Annotated in this window: 19 protein-coding genes and 1 pseudogene; 19 read left to right on the top strand and 1 reads right to left on the bottom strand. The window is 69.5% G+C overall.

Features of this window, described 5'->3' with window-relative positions:
• The 17 genes and pseudogenes from soxX to ETP66_RS11150 all read left to right on the top strand — a co-directional run.
• Window positions 1-324, top strand: a 324-nt coding sequence (gene soxX / locus ETP66_RS11230; protein ID WP_130842680.1) for a sulfur oxidation c-type cytochrome SoxX, incomplete at its 5' end; no start/stop codon positions are given.
• Window positions 325-328: 4 nt separating this feature from the next.
• Entirely contained in the window at window positions 329-1,126 is a 798-nt protein-coding gene (gene soxA / locus ETP66_RS11225) for a sulfur oxidation c-type cytochrome SoxA (protein WP_430731888.1), read from the top strand.
• A gap of 2 nt (window positions 1,127-1,128) precedes the next feature.
• Window positions 1,129-1,560, top strand: a complete 432-nt coding sequence (locus tag ETP66_RS11220) for a rhodanese-like domain-containing protein (RefSeq protein ID WP_130842679.1) — start codon at window positions 1,129-1,131, stop codon at window positions 1,558-1,560.
• On the top strand, window positions 1,557-2,408 hold the full coding sequence (locus ETP66_RS11215) for a DUF302 domain-containing protein (protein WP_130842678.1): 852 nt from the start codon (window positions 1,557-1,559) through the stop codon (window positions 2,406-2,408). The genes ETP66_RS11220 and ETP66_RS11215 overlap by 4 nt, the downstream gene beginning before the upstream one ends.
• Before the next feature lie 10 nt (window positions 2,409-2,418).
• Window positions 2,419-3,705, top strand: coding sequence for an FAD-dependent oxidoreductase (locus ETP66_RS11210; RefSeq protein ID WP_130842677.1), 1,287 nt, complete (start codon window positions 2,419-2,421; stop codon window positions 3,703-3,705).
• 70 nt (window positions 3,706-3,775) lie between these two features.
• A complete protein-coding gene (soxC, locus tag ETP66_RS11205) occupies window positions 3,776-5,065 on the top strand; it encodes a sulfite dehydrogenase (RefSeq protein ID WP_130842676.1) in 1,290 nt (429 codons plus the stop codon).
• Entirely contained in the window at window positions 5,058-5,609 is a 552-nt protein-coding gene (locus ETP66_RS11200) for a c-type cytochrome (RefSeq protein ID WP_130842675.1), read from the top strand. The genes soxC and ETP66_RS11200 overlap by 8 nt, the downstream gene beginning before the upstream one ends.
• A 9-nt stretch (window positions 5,610-5,618) precedes the next feature.
• On the top strand, window positions 5,619-6,287 hold the full coding sequence (ccdA, locus tag ETP66_RS11195) for a cytochrome c biogenesis protein CcdA (protein WP_130842674.1): 669 nt from the start codon (window positions 5,619-5,621) through the stop codon (window positions 6,285-6,287).
• Window positions 6,288-6,335: 48 nt separating this feature from the next.
• A complete protein-coding gene (locus tag ETP66_RS11190) occupies window positions 6,336-6,905 on the top strand; it encodes an ABC transporter ATP-binding protein (protein WP_130842673.1) in 570 nt (189 codons plus the stop codon).
• Window positions 6,906-6,973: 68 nt separating this feature from the next.
• The gene (locus ETP66_RS11185; protein ID WP_130842683.1) at window positions 6,974-7,639 is read left to right on the top strand and encodes a heme exporter protein CcmB; all 666 of its coding nucleotides are present in this window, start codon (window positions 6,974-6,976) and stop codon (window positions 7,637-7,639) included.
• Window positions 7,640-7,716: 77 nt separating this feature from the next.
• The gene (gene ccsA, locus ETP66_RS11180; protein WP_130842672.1) at window positions 7,717-8,439 is read left to right on the top strand and encodes a cytochrome c biogenesis protein CcsA; all 723 of its coding nucleotides are present in this window, start codon (window positions 7,717-7,719) and stop codon (window positions 8,437-8,439) included.
• 91 nt (window positions 8,440-8,530) lie between these two features.
• Window positions 8,531-8,959, top strand: coding sequence for a cytochrome c maturation protein CcmE (ccmE, locus tag ETP66_RS11175; RefSeq protein ID WP_130842671.1), 429 nt, complete (start codon window positions 8,531-8,533; stop codon window positions 8,957-8,959).
• Window positions 8,956-10,887: a heme lyase CcmF/NrfE family subunit gene (locus tag ETP66_RS11170; protein ID WP_130842670.1), complete on the top strand. Its 1,932-nt coding sequence runs from the start codon at window positions 8,956-8,958 to the stop codon at window positions 10,885-10,887. Before ccmE ends, ETP66_RS11170 begins: the two co-directional genes overlap by 4 nt.
• Before the next feature lie 20 nt (window positions 10,888-10,907).
• Entirely contained in the window at window positions 10,908-11,444 is a 537-nt protein-coding gene (locus tag ETP66_RS11165; protein WP_130842682.1) for a TlpA family protein disulfide reductase, read from the top strand.
• 32 nt (window positions 11,445-11,476) lie between these two features.
• Window positions 11,477-11,866, top strand: coding sequence for a cytochrome c-type biogenesis protein (locus ETP66_RS11160; protein ID WP_130842681.1), 390 nt, complete (start codon window positions 11,477-11,479; stop codon window positions 11,864-11,866).
• A pseudogene (locus ETP66_RS11155) lies at window positions 11,863-12,889 on the top strand (c-type cytochrome). Before ETP66_RS11160 ends, ETP66_RS11155 begins: the two are co-directional and overlap by 4 nt.
• 11 nt (window positions 12,890-12,900) lie before the next feature.
• Window positions 12,901-13,503, top strand: a complete 603-nt coding sequence (locus ETP66_RS11150) for a Rieske 2Fe-2S domain-containing protein (RefSeq protein ID WP_130842669.1) — start codon at window positions 12,901-12,903, stop codon at window positions 13,501-13,503.
• Between the two features lie 173 nt (window positions 13,504-13,676).
• Here the strand turns inward: ETP66_RS11150 and ETP66_RS11145 are convergent, their stop codons facing one another.
• Window positions 13,677-14,156, bottom strand: a complete 480-nt coding sequence (locus tag ETP66_RS11145; RefSeq protein WP_130842668.1) for a macro domain-containing protein — start codon at window positions 14,154-14,156, stop codon at window positions 13,677-13,679.
• A gap of 28 nt (window positions 14,157-14,184) precedes the next feature.
• Here ETP66_RS11145 and ETP66_RS11140 point away from each other — a divergent pair, with 28 nt between their 5' ends.
• Window positions 14,185-14,892, top strand: coding sequence for an SDR family NAD(P)-dependent oxidoreductase (locus tag ETP66_RS11140; protein WP_130842667.1), 708 nt, complete (start codon window positions 14,185-14,187; stop codon window positions 14,890-14,892).
• The gene (nrdR, locus tag ETP66_RS11135) at window positions 14,889-15,350 is read left to right on the top strand and encodes a transcriptional regulator NrdR (RefSeq protein WP_130842666.1); all 462 of its coding nucleotides are present in this window, start codon (window positions 14,889-14,891) and stop codon (window positions 15,348-15,350) included. The genes ETP66_RS11140 and nrdR overlap by 4 nt, the downstream gene beginning before the upstream one ends.
• Window positions 15,351-15,454 lie beyond the last annotated feature (104 nt).

Genomic DNA, 15,454 nt, shown 5'->3' with positions numbered 1-15,454 from the left:
CGCCTCATGGGGGACTGGCGCAAAGGGGAGGAGATCTTCACCGACCCCCGGCGGGGCAACTGCTACGCCTGCCACTCCGGCGACCCCCAGGAGGTGGCCTACGGCACCGTGGGGCCGGACCTGCGGGGCTACGGGGTGCGGGGCACCGACGAGGCGGTGCAGCGCTTCGTCTACGAGGTGGTCTACAACGCCTGGGCCTACTTCCCCTGCTCCCTCATGTACCGGGGCGGGGTGAACGGCTACTTCACCCCGGAGGAGGCGGCCCACATCGTGGCCTTCCTCCTCCACCCCGACTCCCCGGTGAACCGGGACCTGAGGAGGTGAGATCGTGAGGCGCCTTTGGACGCTTTTGCCCTTCGCCTTCCTGCTCCTTGTGGGGTCCTGGTTCGCCCGCACCCAGGGCCAGACCCCCCTGGACCCCTTCGAGGAGGCCATGCGCCAGCGGCAGATGTACCTGGAGACCTTCGGCATCCTCCCCGGGGAGCTCTACGTGGAGGAGGGGAAGGACCTCTTCTTCCGCAGGGGGCCTTCCGGGAAGACCCTGGAGGGGTGCGACTTCGGCAAGGGGCCGGGGGTGCTGGAGGGGGTCTACGCCATCCTCCCCAAGTACTTCCCCGACACGCGGCGGGTGGAGGATCTGGAGACCCGCATCCACAGCTGCATGCAGCGGGTCCAGGGCTTCCGGCCCGAGCAGATCTCCCGGGACGAGGTGCGGGCCCTGGTGGCCTACATCGCCTCCTTCTCCTCGGGGGCCCGGATCCAGGTGGAGCCCAAGCACCCCGCCGAGCTCGCCATGTACAACCTGGGCCGGGAGCTCTGGTGGCACCGGGCCGGGAGCCGGGACATGCACTGCGCCGCCTGCCACGGCCAGTACGCGGGCCGTAGGGTGCGCCTCTCCCCCTTGCGCAGCCCCGAGCAGGGCCTGGGCAACGAGTGGCCCGCCTACCGCTTCGAGGCGGACAAGCTCTACACCATGCAGGACCGCATCGCCTTCTGCTACGACTCCATCGGCATCCCCGCCCCCGAGTACTACTCCGAGCCCTACATCGCCCTCACCACCTACATCCTGGCGGAGGCGGGCCGGAGGGGGCACCATTTCCAGGAGCTCCCCTACTTCACGAGGTGAGGATGCGCCGCCGCGACCTTTTGGCCCTCCTGCCCCTCCTCCCCCTGGCCGCCCGGGCCCAGGGGGAGGGGGACTGGGTCCGGGCCTTCGGGGAGTTCCTCAGGCGCGTGCCCCCCGCGGGCTACCTGGTCCACCCCACGGAGGCCCGCGACCTCATGCTCTTCGAGCCCCTGATCCTGGACGTGCGCACGGAGGAGGAGCGCCGCCGGGGCTACATTCCCGGTTCCGTTCACCTTTACGCCGCGGAGGTGCCCGCGCGCCTCGAGGTCCTGCCCCAGGACAAGGAGGAGCTCATCCTGGTCTACTGCAACTCGGGGAGCGTGTCCATGGTGGTGGCCGCTTTCCTGCAGGCTTTGGGGTACAAGAACGCCAAGAACATCGCCCACGGCTTCAAGGGTTGGCTGGACGCCGGTTTGGAGGTGGAGGAGGCATGAGGAGGCTTTGGGCCTTAGGCGTTGTTCTGGGCTTGGCCCTGGGCCAGGCCCTGGTGGTGGAGGTTCGGGGTTCCTTGGAAGAGGTGGAGGCCAGGACCCTGGCGGCCCTGGAGGCGGTGGGGTTGAGGGTGGCCCTGCGGACCAATCTGGGGGAGCAGGTGCGCCAGGTGCACGACCCCACCTTCCCCGAGTACCGCCTCATCGTCCTGGCCCCGGAAGGGGGCAGCGTAGCCGCTGTGGCCCGGAACCCCATGGCGGCCATCCTCCTTCCCCCCACGGTCTTCCTCACCGGGGAGGGGGACCGTTTCCTGGTGGGCACCCTGGACGGCCGCCTCCTCTTCGGCATGCTGGGGGTCTACGAGGGACGGGTCCAGGCCCTCACCTGGCGGCTGGAGGCGGCCTTGGGCCGGCTCGGCCTGGTGCGCCGGCTCTCCCCCGCGGCCCTCCCCGACCCCCAGGGGGGGATGCTCCCCGCCCTCCTCTACCGGGTGCCCGGGGCCGAGGTGGAGGAGGTGGTCCTCCTGGTGGAGTCGGACCTGGCGGACCGGGGGCTCATCGTCCTGCCCCACCTCCAGGTGGGCCCGGCGACGGTGATCATGCCCTGCAAGAGCGAGTGGGCCTGGGTCATGTTTACCGCCCAGCCCCTGGGGGGCTTCGCCGCCCCCTGCCGCTTCTTCGCCCTGCAGGTGGGGGAGGACGTGCTGGTGGGGGCCATCGAGCCCCTGCTCATGACCATCATGCCCGGGGTCGTGGGCTCGAGGGCGGTTACAATGCTGCAAGAGGCCAGGGCGGTTATGGCGGAGGTCCTGGAGGGCCTGGGGGCCGAGCCCTACCGGCCTGGCCCCTAGAGGAGGGAGCATGCAGAAGGTCAACCGGCGACAGGTGCTGAAGCAGGGGGCCGTCCTTGCGGCGGCCGGGGCCTTGGGCCAGGGCTTCGCCCGGGAGTTCTACGCCTCCCCCCCCACCCTTCTCCCCCGCACCCGCAGGCCCCGGGTGGTGGTGGTGGGGGGCGGCTGGGGCGGGGTCACCGCGGCCCGGCAGCTGGTCCAGCTGGGGGTGAACGCCGAGGTGGTCCTGGTGGAGCAGCGGGGCTACTTCATGTCCTGCCCCATCTCCAACCTGTTCCTGGCGGGGATCAAGCCCCTGGAGTTCCTGGTCTTCGACTACACCAACGTGGTCAAGGACGGGGTGATCTTCGTCCAGGACCGGGTCTTGGAGATCAACCGCGACCGCCGCCTGGTGCGCACCACCGGGGGCTACCTGGCCTACGACTTCCTGGTCCTGGCCCCGGGGATCGAGTACATGTACGAGGCCATCGAGGGCTACGCGGAGGTGAAGGCCCTCATGCCCGTGGCCTTCAAGCCCTTCGAACACGTGGCCCTGCGGCGGATGATCGACCGCTTCGAGGAGGAGGGCGGGGAGCTGGTCCTCTCCATCCCCAGGCCCCCCTACCGCTGCCCCCCGGGGCCCTACGAGCGGGCGGCGGTGCTGGCCTGGCGGCTTAAGAGCAAGGGGGTTAAGGGCAAGGTCATCGTCCTGGACGCCAACGAGGGCCCCATCTCCAAGGGGCCGGGCTTCCTGGCGGCCTACAACGACCTCTACAAGGACTACCTGGAGTACATCCCCCGGGCCGAGGTGAAGGCGGTGGACTACGAGCGCAAGGTGGTGAAGACGGAGTTCGACGAGTACCCCTTCGCCCTGGCCAACATCGTCCCCCCCATGAAGGCCAGCGACCTGGTGCGCCAGGCGGGCCTGGGGGAGCGCTGGGCCAACGCCGCCATCCCCTACTTCCACTCCGAGCGGGACGACCGGGTCTACCTGCTGGGGGACATCATCGGCAACGTGCCCTACCCCAAGAGCGGCCACGTGGCCCACGTTTCCGGGACCATCGTGGCCCGGCAGATCGCTGAGCGCCTCCAGGGCAAGGCGGCCACCGCCGTCACCCTGGAGTTCCCCAGCAACATCTGCTACTCCTACGTGAACTCCGAGGAGGCCATCTGGGTGGCCCACCAGCACGGCTGGGACGAGGCTGCCCGCCGCCTCACCCAGCAGGCCAACGTGGACAACCAGCGTTCCTCCGCCAACAGTGAGGCGGCTATGGGTTGGGCCTTGGGCATCTGGAGCACCATGTTCGGGCCCGCCTGAGGCCCCCAGGCCCCCGCCCTTCTCGGGGCGGGGGTTTCCCTTCGGGCAGAAGGATACCTTGGGAGGGTAGATGGATAGGAGAAAATTTTTCCGGCTCATAGGGGCGGGGAGCCTTCTGGGCCTCCTCAAGGCCAAGGCCCAGGGGAGCCCTTGGCGGGAGGAGACCTTCGCCCCCTTGCGGGGCCTAGGAACCCCCTTGCAGGAGTACGGGACCCGGAGCCCCTTCGAGGAGGAGGTGATCCGCTACATCTCCCCGGGCCTGCGCACCCGGCACTCGGGGGCGAGCTTCGCCCCCCTGGAAAAGCTGGACGGGGTCCTCACCCCCAACGGCCTCTTCTTCGAGCGGCACCACGCCGGGGCCCCCCAGGTGGACCCGGAACACTACCGCCTGGTGATCCACGGCATGGTGGAGCGTCCCCTGGCCTTCACCTTGGAGGACCTGAAGCGCTTCCCCTCCGTGACCCGCACCTACTTCATCGAGTGCGCGGGCAACGGGCAAAACGGCTACCGCAACCCCCCGGACCCCGAGCTCACCGCCACCCGCAGCCGCGGCCTGGCCTCCAACGCCAGCTGGACGGGGGTGCCCCTGGCCCTCCTCCTCAAGGAGGCGGGGGTGAAGCCCGGGGCCAGGTGGCTCATCCCCGAGGGGATGGACCCCGCGGCCTACACCCGTTCCCTGCCCCTGGAGAAGGGGATGGAGGACGTGCTGGTGGCCTACGGGCAAAACGGGGAGGCCCTCCGGCCCGAGCAGGGCTACCCCGTGCGCCTGGTGGTGCCGGGCTGGGAGGGGTCCATCCAGGTGAAGTGGCTAAGGCGCATCCTGGTCACCGACCTGCCCGCCATGGCCAAGGACGAGACCAGCGAGTACACCGACCTTATGGCCGACGGCCGGGTTCTGGCCTTCACCTGGATCATGGAGCCCCAGTCCATCCTCACCTACCCCTCGGGCCTCCAGCGGATCCAGCCCGGCTTCCACGAGATCCGGGGCCTCGCCTGGAGCGGCTTCGGCCGGGTGCGCCGGGTGGAGGTCTCCTTCGACGAGGGGCGCTCCTGGCGGCGGGCGGCCCTGGAGGGCCCCGTGGAACCCCTGGCCTTCGTGCGCTTCAAGCTCCCCTGGTACTGGGACGGGAGGGAGGTGGTCCTGTGGAGCCGGGCCTGGGACGAGAAGGGGCACACCCAGCCCACCCGGGAGGAGTTCTTCCGGCGCTGGGGCCGGAACAACCGCTACCACTACAACGCCATCCAGGCCTGGCGCATCCTGCCCGACGGCCGGGTGGTGAACGGGGACCGGCCCCTGGAGGGGGCCAGCCTGCCTCCGGCCACCGCCGGGGGGTGTGGCGGGGAGGTGCTGGATGTTTAGGCTCCTGGCCCTCCCCCTCCTGGCCCTGGCCCTCACCGCCCTGGCGGCCCGCTACGGCCTGGGCCCCCCTTTGACGGAGGAGGCGGTGGCCGCCTACGACCTCCGCCCCATCGTCCTCCCCGACGGCCGGGGCCTGCCCCCCGGGGAGGGGCGGGTGGCTGAGGGGGAGCGCATCTACCAGGCGAGGTGCGCCTCCTGCCACGGGGCTACCGGGGAGGGCTACCCCTTCAACCGCCTGGTCTCCGAACCCTTCCCCATCACCCCGGAGATGGAGCCCGCGGAGTACGCCATCGGCAACTACTGGCCCTACGCCACCACCCTCTTCGACTACATCCGCCGGGCCATGCCCTTCGGGGACCCGGGCACCCTCACCGACGAGGAGGTCTACCACCTGGTGGCCTGGCTCCTCTACATGAACGGGATCACCGACCTGGACGACCCCATCAACCAGGATACCCTGCCCCAGATCCGCATGCCCGCCCGGGAGCTTCTGGACCTGGACCCCGAGACCGCCCGCCGCTTCCCCTGGCTCACCCTGCCTTAGGATGGAGGCATGACCCTTTCCCTCGGTGCCGCCTTTTTGGCGGGGGTCCTCTCCTTCCTCTCCCCCTGCGTTCTCCCCCTCGTGCCCGCCTACCTCTTCTACCTGGGGGGGGAGCGGGGAAGGCCCTTCTTCAACGCCCTGTTCTTCGTCCTGGGCTTCGGGGCCGTGTTCTTCTTCCTGGGCCTGCCCTTCACCCTCCTGGGGGGGCTTCTCTTCGAGCACCGCCAGACCCTGGCCCGGGTGGGGGGAGGTATCCTGATCCTCCTGGGCCTCTACCTCCTGGGCCTGAGGCCCAAGTGGGGGGTGAACCTCCGCTACCAGGGGGAGACGGCCCGCCCCCTGGGGGCCCTCCTCTTCGGGGCCACCCTGGGCCTGGGCTGGACCCCTTGCATCGGCCCCATCCTGGGGGCCATCCTCACCCTCACCGCGGTAGGGGGTGGGGTGGGCTTCCTCCTGGCCTACATCCTGGGGTTGGCGGTGCCCTTCCTCCTGGTGGCCCTCTTCGCCGACCGGGTTAGGGACTGGATCCGCCGGGCGGGCCGGCTTTCCCACTATGTGGAGCGGCTTGCGGGGGTGGTCCTCCTCCTGGTGGGGGCGCTCCTCCTCACGGATAGCTGGACCGCCCTGAACGCCTTCTTCATCCGCATCACCCCGGAGTGGTTGCAGCGCTACCTCTAGCCCCGGGCCGGGACGCCTGTCCCGTGCCCCTCCCCTAGACTGAGTAGGATGCTGGTCCGCCTCGAGGCCATCGGCAAGCGCTTCGGCCGGGACTGGGTGTTCCGTAACCTCTCCTTCCGCCTGGAAAAGGGAGAGGTGGTGGCCCTCCTGGGCCCCAACGGTTCGGGCAAGACCACCCTCCTGCGCCTCATGGCGGGGCTTTTGAAACCCACCCGGGGACGGGTGGTCCGGGAAGGGCAGGCCCTTTTCCTCCCCAACCCTCCGGCCTTCCACCGCCACCTCACCGCCCGGGAGCACCTCCTCTACGACCTGGCCTTCCACGGCCGTGAGGGGGACTGGCGGGAGGCCCTCCGCCGCTTCCGCCTACCCGAGGACCTTCCCCTCGCCGCCTTTTCCAGCGGCATGCGGAAGCGCCTGGCCCTGGCCCGCCTCCACCTCCTCCGGCCCGACCTCTGGCTTCTGGACGAGCCGGAAACCGCCCTGGACCGGGAGGGGCGGGACCTCCTCACCGCCCTCCTGGGGGAGGCCCGTCAGGAGGCGGGGGTGGTCCTGGCCACCCACGACCGGGGCCTGGCCCTGGCGGTGGCCGACCGCGCCCTGGAGCTGGAGGGGGCGTGAAGGCTTCCCGCCCCCCCTTGGACAGGCCCCCCGCAGGGCCGAGGGGAGGGGTGCAGGCCCTGGGGCCTTTGCGGAAGGTCTTCCTCCTGGCCCTGAGGGACCTGCGCCTGGAGGTCCGGGACCGCGCCGGCCTCCTCTCCGTGCTGGCCTTCTTTGCGGTGATGCTCTTCATCATGGCCCTGGCCCTGGGACCGGACGAGGGGCCCCTGCGCCAAGCGGCCCCCGGCGTCCTCTGGGTGGCCCTGGCCTTTGGCAGCACCCTCCTTGCTACCCGGGCCTTCGCCTTGGAGGTGGAGGAGGGCACCTTGGACGACCTCCTCCTCACCCCGGGGAGCAAGGAGTGGATTTACTTCGGCAAGCTCCTCTTCCAGATGCTCCTCCTCCTGCCCCTGGCCGCCTTGGCCCTCCTCATGGCCGCAGGCCTCTTCTACCTCCCCCTGGAGCGGGGGCTTTACCTCTTTCTCACCCTGGCCCTGGGGGTCCTGGGCTACACCAGCGTGGCCACCTTCTACGCGGGGCTCCTGGCCCGGCTCCGAGGCCGGGAGGTGCTCTTGCCCCTGCTCCTTTTCTCCCTGGTGGTCCCGGTGGTCTTGGCCGCGGTGCGGGCCACCACGGGGCTTTTGGAGGGGCTGCCCTTGGCGGAGGTGGCCCCGTGGTGGCAGCTCCTCCTGGTCTTCGACGTGGTCTACCTCACCGCCAGCGCCCTCCTCTTCCCCGTGATCCTGGAGGGATAGCGGGTGGGGGTAGGGGGGCACAAACTTCTAACCCCGCCTTGGGCTATCCTGATCCTCAGGGAACTAGGAGGCAGACGATGACGGAAGCCCGCAAACCCCACCGTCCGGATGCCCTGACCTGGGGGCTTTTGGGCCTAGGCCTATTCCTCCTGCCGGCAGGGCTTTACGTGGCCCTCACCGCACCCCCCGACGTGAACCAGGGCTTTTTGGTGCGCATCATGTACCTGCACGTGCCCACGGCCTGGCTGGGGTACCTGGCCTTCTTCGTCACCTTTCTCTACTCCCTCCTCTACCTCTTCCGGCAGAACCCCAAGCACGACCGGGTGGCCCTGGCGAGCGCGGAGATCGGTCTGGTCTTCATGGGCCTGGCCCTGGTCACCGGGATGCTTTGGGCCCGGCCCACCTGGGGGGTCTACTGGACCTGGGAGCCCCGGCTCACCACCACCGCCATCCTCTTTGCCGTCTACGTGGGCTACTTCCTCCTCCGGGGGGCCATCGAGGACCCGGAGCTGCGCCGCAAGGCGGCGGCGGCGGTGGGGATCCTCGGCTTCATCAACGTGCCCATCAGCTACATGTCGGTAAAGTGGTGGCGCAGCCTGCACCAGACCCAGTCCATTGACTTGACCACCGGCCGCATCAACATGGCCCCGGAGATGTTCCAGGCCTTGATGTTCAATCTGCTGATCTTCACCCTCCTCTACCTGGCCTTCGTGCGCTTCCGGGGCTTTTTGGCGGAGCGGGAGGCCGGGGGGGAGGAGGCGGAGGCCTTGGGCCTCGAGGCGAGAAAGGAGGAAGCGTGAGCGAGGTCTTCGTCATCTGGGTCTACGCCCTCACCTACCTCACGATTTTCGGCTACCTGGGCTACCTCTTCTGGCGCTACCGGAGGGTGCGGTGAGGAGGAAGTACCTCTTAGGCATCCTGATCATCCTGGGAGCCTTGGGCTACATGCTCTTCGGCGGCCTGGGGCGGAACCTGGTCTACTTCGTCACCCCCTCGGAGTACTTCCTGGAGGAGGCGCGCTACCAGAACCGCCCCCTGCGCCTGGGGGGGCTGGTGAAGGAGGGCACTGTGGCCTACGACCGGGACTCCCTGGAGCTCCGCTTTGTCCTCACCGACGGGGTCAAGGAGGTGCCCGTCTACCACCGTGGCACCCCGCCGGGGATGTTCCGGGAGGGGCAGGGGGCGGTGGTGGAGGGGCGTTTCCAAGGGGGGGTCTTCCAGAGCACCAACCTCTTGGTGAAGCACTCCGAGGCCTACCAGGCCCCTGAGGCGGGTTGGACCCCCGAGGAGGTACGCCGGCTGCTTCAGGAGGCGAGGTGAACCCAGCCCTCCTTGGCAACCTGGGGGTGACCCTGACCCTGGCCTTCAGCCTTCTGGGGGCGGTGCTGGCCCTTCTGGCCTACTTCCAGGGGGATGGTCGTTACCTGCGGGGGGCTAGGGCTTTGGTCCTCCCGGCCTTCCTCTCCGCCCTGGCGGCCTTCCTGGCCCTGGAGTGGGCCCTCCTCACCCACGACTTCAGCCTGGCCTACGTGGCCCGGAACCACTCCACCCAGGATCCCCTCTGGGTGACCCTGGTGACTCCCTGGGCGGCCCTTGAGGGGAGCATCCTCCTCTGGGGGCTCCTCCAGACCTTCTACACCTGGCTCGCCAGCCGCAAGGCCCTGGACCCCTGGCGGGCCTCGGTGGTCCTGGCGGTGCTCTTCGGGGTGCAGAGCTTTTTCTTCGGGGTCATGGCCACCATCGCCAGCCCCTTCGAGACCCTGCCCAACCCCCCGGCGGACGGGGTAGGCCCCAACCCCCTCCTGCAGAACCACTGGATGATGGCCGTCCACCCCGTGCTCATGTACCTGGGCTTCGTGGGGCTCAGCGTCCCCTTCGCCTACGCGGTGGCGGCCATGGCCACCCGGCGCTACCAGACCTGGGTGGAGGAGACCCGCTGGTGGACCCTCATCGCCTGGGGCTTCCTCACGGCGGGCAAGGTGGCGGGGATGTGGTGGGCCTATGAGGTCCTGGGCTGGGGTGGGTACTGGGGCTGGGACCCGGTGGAGAACGCCAGCTTCCTGCCCTGGCTGATGGCCACGGCTTTCCTGCACACGGCCATCGTGCAGCAGACCCGGGGGGCCTTCAAGGTCTGGAACTTCGCCTTTATCACCCTAGCCTTCGCCGCCACGGTGCTCGGCACCTTCATCACCCGAAGCGGCATCATCATGTCGGTGCACGCCTTCGCCGAGGGGCCGGTGGGGCCAGCTTTCCTGGGCTTCTTCCTGGTGAGCACCGCCTTGGGCCTCGGCCTCCTGTCGCAGGTGGCCCGGGAGGTGCGGGACACGGCGGTTTTCCGGCTCCTCTCCCGGGAGGGGGCTTTGCTCCTGGGGGCTTTCTTCTTCTCCGGCTGGGCCCTGGTGGTTCTCTTCGGCACCTTCTACCCCCTTCTGGTAGAGGCCTTCACCGGGGCCAGGGTGAGCGTGGGGGCCCCCTTCTTCGACCAGGTCTCCATCCCCATCGGGGTGGGCCTCCTCCTCCTCATGGGCATCGGCCCCCTCCTCCCCTGGCGCCGGACCCGGGCCGAGGTCTTCCGCAACCTCTACCTCCTCCTCCTGGTCCTCGCCCTGGGTACCCTGGTGGGTCTCCTCCGGGGCTACACCCCAGGGGCCTCCCTGGCGGTGGGCCTTTTCCTCTACAACCTGACCGCCATCTTCCTCCTCGCCCGGGAGGGGGTGCTGGCCCGCCTAAAGGCCGGCCTTTCCCCCTGGGGCTTCCTGGAAAACCGCAGGCGGGTGGGGAGCTTGGTGGTCCACTTCGGCGTGGCCCTCATGGCCCTGGGGATCGCCTTTAGCCAGGCCTACCGCCTGGAGCAGGAGCGCACCCTCTACCGGGGGCAGGCCTGGGAGGTGGCCGGCGTGCGCATGGAGTTCTTAGGGGTCAGGGCCCGGGACGAGGGGCGGCGGTTCGCGGTGGAGGCCCACCTGCGCACGGACCGCTTCGGGGACGTCTACCCCAGGCTCAACTTCTACCCCCAGATGCAGGGGCCCCTGGCCACCCCGGTGGTGCTCTACACCCCCGTGGACGACTTCTATTTCGTCCTCATGGACTTCGACCGGGAGGAAGGCCAGTGGGCTTCCATCCGGCTCATCGTCACCCCCATGGTCTTCTGGATGTGGGTGGCCGGGGGGCTGATGGCCTTGGGAACCCTGTACATCCTTTGGCCCGTGAGGAGGCCGGAGGAGGCCAAGGGGGTGAGCCCGGCGTGATGCTTCCCGTGGGGAACAGCCTGAGGGGCTGGCTCTGGGTGCTTCTGGTCCTGGGCCTGGGGGGGCTGTTCCTCTGGGGGATGCAGCGGGATCCCCGGGAGCTTCCCTCGGTCTTGGCCCAGGAGCGCCGCCCCGCCCCGGACTTCACCCTACCCCTCCTTCCCCCGTACCGGGGGGAGTGGGGGGAAACCCTGCGCCTGGCCGACCACCTGGGCCAAAGGCCCATCCTCCTCAACTTCTGGGCCAGCTGGTGCTTCCCCGCCTGCTACGAGGAGGCCCCGGTCCTGGAGGAGGCTTGGCGGCGTTACCGCGACCGCGTCCTCTTCCTGGGGGTGAACGTCCAGGACCGGGAGGCCGATGCCCTGCGCTTTGTGGGCCAGTTCGGCCTCACCTTCCCCAGCGTCTTCGACCCCCGGGGCCGGGTGGGGGTGGACTACGGGATGTACGGGGTGCCCGAGACCTTCGTCATCGACGGGGAGGGCCGGGTGATGGTCCGGCACGCGGGGGCCATCGACCGTTTTACCCTGGAGCGCTACCTGCAGGAGGTGCTGCGGTGAGGTTTTGGCTCTGGTTGCTCCTGGCCCTGGGGATGGGGGCGTGGGCCCAGGGGGAACCGCCCCCCGACCTCTCCCCGGAGGTGTTCGCCATCGCCCGGGAGCTGCGCTGCCCGGTCTGCCAGGGGGAGTCCACGGCGGAGTCCAACGCCGGGGTGGCGGTGGAGATGCGCCGCATCATCGCGGAGATGCTGGCGGAGGGCCGCACCCGGGAGGAGATCCTGGCCTTTTTCGTGGAGCGCTATGGGGAGTGGGTGCTCTACGAGCCACCGAGGCGGGGGATTACCCTTTGGGTTTGGGTTCTTCCCTTCCTGGGGATGGGGCTTTTGGGCCTGGCCCTTTTGGGTTACTTCCGCCCCAAGAAGGCCCTTCCTCCGGAGGTGCTGGAGGAGGCGGAGCGCCGCCTAAGGGAGCAGGAAACCTGATGGCTACGCTGTTTTTCCTGTCGCTTTTGCTTCTGGGCCTCTTCCTGGCCCTGAGGCCGCTTCTGGGCCCCAAGGAGCCCTTTCCGGAACCGCCCAGGCGCGAGGACCTGCTCAGGGAGCTGGAGGTTTTGAAGGAAGAGGCCCGCCTTGCCGAGGGGGAGGAGAAGAAGNGAGGTTTTGAAGGAAGAGGCCCGCCTTGCCGAGGGGGAGGAGAAGAAGCTGGCCCTGGCCCGGGTGGTGGAGCTGGAGAGGGCCCTGGAGGGCTGGCGCCCCCCCAAGCCCCTCTCCTTCCGCCCCTTTCCCGTGGCCCTGGCCCTGGGGGTGGTGGTCCTTTTGGGGGTTTTTCTCTGGCAGCACACCCTACCCCGCTTGCCAGGGGAGATCACCGTAACCATGCGGGCCGAGGCCCGGGAGCTCAGGGACCTCCAGACCCAGGCCCGGCGCACGGGGGCCGTGGAGGACCTCCTGGCCTGGGGCAGGCGGGCCTACGAGCTTCAGGTCTTCGAGCAGGCGGCGGAGGCCTACCTCCAGGTCCTGCAGCAGGACCCCCGGAACGTGGAGGCGGTGCGCCGGGTGGGCATCCTTCTCTTCCTGGGGGGGAGGCCTGAGGAGGCGGAGCTCTTCCTGAGCATCGCCCAGCACGCCGACCCCCAGGCGGCAGAGGGTTGGCTCTTTCTGGGCAACCTCTACTTCCAGGAGGGGCGGATGGAGGAGGCGGTGGCCGCCTGGGAGCGGTACGGGGAAGCGGGGGGTGAGCCTGGACGGGTGGCGGCCCTCCAGGCCATGGCCCGGGCCCGGGCCCAGGGGGGAGGGGACGGCCGGAGCGTGTACCAGGCCCATTGCGCCGCCTGCCACGGGGCCGAGGCGCAGGGGGGGTCGGGGCCCAGGCTTAGGGGCAACCCCGTGGTGCGGGTGCCGGAGGCGGTGCGGGAGATCGTCCTGAGGGGCCGGGGCACCATGCCCCCCGTGCCCCTTGGGGAGAAGGAGCTGGAGGCCCTCCTGGAGTACTTGGCGGGCCTCTAGGGGAGGTGGGCTTGCGGGGCGGTAAAAAGAACCTCAGGCGGCGCGACCTGGTCTTCTACCTGCCTGTGGCGGTGGCCGGGGGGTTTTTCCTCTGGTTCGGGGTGCGGGTGTACAACCTGGGCCTGCGGGAGAGACCCCGTCCGGGGGAGCCGGTCTGGCGGGAAGGCCCCCGGGTGGCGGTGGTCCGGCGGGGGGAACTCGGCCTCTGGGAGGCCCGGCCCTTCGAGTATCCCCTTGCCCAGGGCCCCCTGCGGGCCTTTTTGCTGCGCCTTCCCGCACCGGCCCCTGGGGGGCTTTCCCTAGGGGAAGAGCACTACATCGCCCTGAGCCGTATCTGCACCCACCAGTTCTGCACCCTGAACTACGTGCCCGACCCCGAGGCGGGCTCCCTCCTCTACAACTTCCGCCACAAGCGCCCCTTCCTGGGCTGCCCCTGCCACTTCGGCGCCTTCGACCCCCTCCTCGGGGGGAAGGCCGTCTACGGCCCCCCCCGCCATCCCCTCCCCCGGCTGCGGCTGGAGGTGGAGGGAGAGACCCTCCTGGCCACGGGGCACGAGGTGCCCCTGCGCCCCCTGGAGGGGGGACGCGCCCCTTGCGGGAGGAGCGAGGCGTAATATGCGCCACGACGGGGGCCCCAAAAGGGCCATGGGTGCGCCCCCTCTCCTTTCCCCGGCGGGGCCACCGCTACCGAGGGGCGCCGGCCACCCCCCAGGGACTCCGCCCCCGGGGGGGCTGGCGGAAGGGTGCCCAGGGCCCCCGCTGGGCAAGGGGGCGAGGGGTTTCGGCCTCAGAGCGCCTGCCGGATGGCCTCGGCGTCCTCCTTGCGGTAGCCGTAGAGGGTGACCTCGAGGGTGTCCGGGGCCCTCTTGATCTCCTCCAGCATCGCCTGGGCCACCTTCGCCACAGGCAACCCCCCCACCCCGGTGCCCAGGAGAGGGAAGGCCACGGTCTTGAGGCCCAGCTCCCCCGCCTTTTCCAGGGCGCTCCTGGTGGCCTGGCGCACGCTCTCTAGGCTTGCGGGCTCGTCCCCCAGGACGGCAGCGTGGATCACGTAGCGCACCCCCAGGTTCCCCCCTCCCGTGACCGCCGCCTCGCCCACCCGGATGGGGCCGATGCGGTCGCATTCCTCCTGGATGGAGAGCCCCCCTTTCCTGAGGATGGCCCCTGCCACCCCGGCCCCGAGCTTCAGGTGGTTGTTGGCGGCGTTGACGATGGCGTCCCCCTGGAACTCGGTGATATCCCCTTCGGCTACGCGGATGCGGGCCATGTCCTCATTTTCCCGTAGAATGGGCCTGATGTCACGGGACCTTTTGGGCCTTGCGGGGCGGATCGTCATGGTGACCGGGGCGGGCCGGGGTTTTGGCCGTGCCATCGCCCACGGCTACGGGCGCAACGGGGCCACGGTCATCGCCGTGGACCCCGACGTGGAGCTGGCCACCTCCGTGGCCTCGGAGGTGGAGGCCCTGGGGGCCACCGCCATCCCCATCCGGGGGGATATGAGCGTGGTTTTGGACGTGACCGCCACCTTCGAAAAGGTGGAGGAGCTCTTTGGCCTCCTGGACGGCATCGTCCACGTGACCACTGCCGAGAGCAAAACCCCCTTCGTGGAGCTTCTGGAAGGGGAGTGGTACGACCTCATGAGCCAGGACGTGAAGTCCAGCCTCTACGTTCTCCAGCAGGGCCTGCGCCACCTGGCGGGGGGCGGTTTCGTCACTGTGGTCCTGCCTCCTGCGGCCCGGATGGAGCCCCACACCCTCTCCGTGCGCCGGGCGGTGGAGGGGCTTATCGAGGGGGCGAGCCGGGCCTTCCCCGGGGTGCGGGTGAACGGGGTGATCCCGTCTCGGGACCCGGTGGGGGAGGAACACGACCAGGCCCTGGTGCGGGCGGCCTTGGGCCTGGGTTCTATGGTTTCCGAGGGCATCCGCGGGGTGGTGCTGGAGGTCCAGCTTCCCGAGCCTCCCCTCTCCTCCGAGATCTACGAGCTTCTGCGGGAAGTGCCATGAAGTGTCCTTACTGCGGCCATTCCGACACCCGGGTGGTGGACTCCCGCCCCTCCGACGAGGGGGCGGCCATCCGCCGCCGCCGGGAGTGCCCGGGCTGTGGCCGCCGCTTTACCACCTACGAGCGGGCCCAGCTGGAGCCCCTCATGGTGATCAAGCGGGACGGTCGGCGGGAGCCCTTCAACCCGGACAAGCTCCTAAGGGGCCTCCTGCTGGCCTGCGAAAAGCGTCCCGTGAGCCAGGAGACCCTTAGGCACTTCGCCTATACCTTTGAGGACCAGGTGGCGGGGCCCGAGATCTCCTCGGAGGAGATCGGCCTCAAGGCCATGGCCTTTCTGCGGGACCTGGACCAGGTGGCCTACATCCGCTTTGCCTCCGTCTACCGGGAGTTTGACTCGGTGGAGCGCTTCATCGAGGAAATCCGCCACCTGGGGGGTGTTGACAAAAGGGAAGAGGGTTGATAGCATGGCTTTTGCTGCGCGGGCGAAGGCCCAAGCAGGGGGATCTTGAAAGGGGGAAAGCAGGGCGGCCACTCCAGCGCTAAACGCCTTCAGGGCGTTTTTCT

The organism is Thermus thermamylovorans (genome assembly GCF_004307015.1).
Lineage (GTDB): Bacteria > Deinococcota > Deinococci > Deinococcales > Thermaceae > Thermus > Thermus thermamylovorans.
The sequence above is the reverse complement of the archived record's forward strand: the minus strand, read 5'-3'. Positions and strand labels throughout refer to the sequence as shown.

Coding starts and splice junctions, on each gene's coding strand:
- ETP66_RS11220 (WP_130842679.1), top strand. CDS start 1,129: ATGCGCCGCCGCGACCTTTTGGCCCTCCTGCCCCTCCTCCCCCTGGCC.
- ETP66_RS11215 (WP_130842678.1), top strand. CDS start 1,557: ATGAGGAGGCTTTGGGCCTTAGGCGTTGTTCTGGGCTTGGCCCTGGGC.
- ETP66_RS11210 (WP_130842677.1), top strand. CDS start 2,419: ATGCAGAAGGTCAACCGGCGACAGGTGCTGAAGCAGGGGGCCGTCCTT.
- soxC (WP_130842676.1), top strand. CDS start 3,776: ATGGATAGGAGAAAATTTTTCCGGCTCATAGGGGCGGGGAGCCTTCTG.
- ETP66_RS11200 (WP_130842675.1), top strand. CDS start 5,058: ATGTTTAGGCTCCTGGCCCTCCCCCTCCTGGCCCTGGCCCTCACCGCC.
- ccdA (WP_130842674.1), top strand. CDS start 5,619: ATGACCCTTTCCCTCGGTGCCGCCTTTTTGGCGGGGGTCCTCTCCTTC.
- ETP66_RS11190 (WP_130842673.1), top strand. CDS start 6,336: ATGCTGGTCCGCCTCGAGGCCATCGGCAAGCGCTTCGGCCGGGACTGG.
- ccsA (WP_130842672.1), top strand. CDS start 7,717: ATGACGGAAGCCCGCAAACCCCACCGTCCGGATGCCCTGACCTGGGGG.
- ETP66_RS11160 (WP_130842681.1), top strand. CDS start 11,477: ATGGGGGCGTGGGCCCAGGGGGAACCGCCCCCCGACCTCTCCCCGGAG.
- ETP66_RS11145 (WP_130842668.1), bottom strand. CDS start 14,156: ATGGCCCGCATCCGCGTAGCCGAAGGGGATATCACCGAGTTCCAGGGG.
- ETP66_RS11140 (WP_130842667.1), top strand. CDS start 14,185: ATGTCACGGGACCTTTTGGGCCTTGCGGGGCGGATCGTCATGGTGACC.
- nrdR (WP_130842666.1), top strand. CDS start 14,889: ATGAAGTGTCCTTACTGCGGCCATTCCGACACCCGGGTGGTGGACTCC.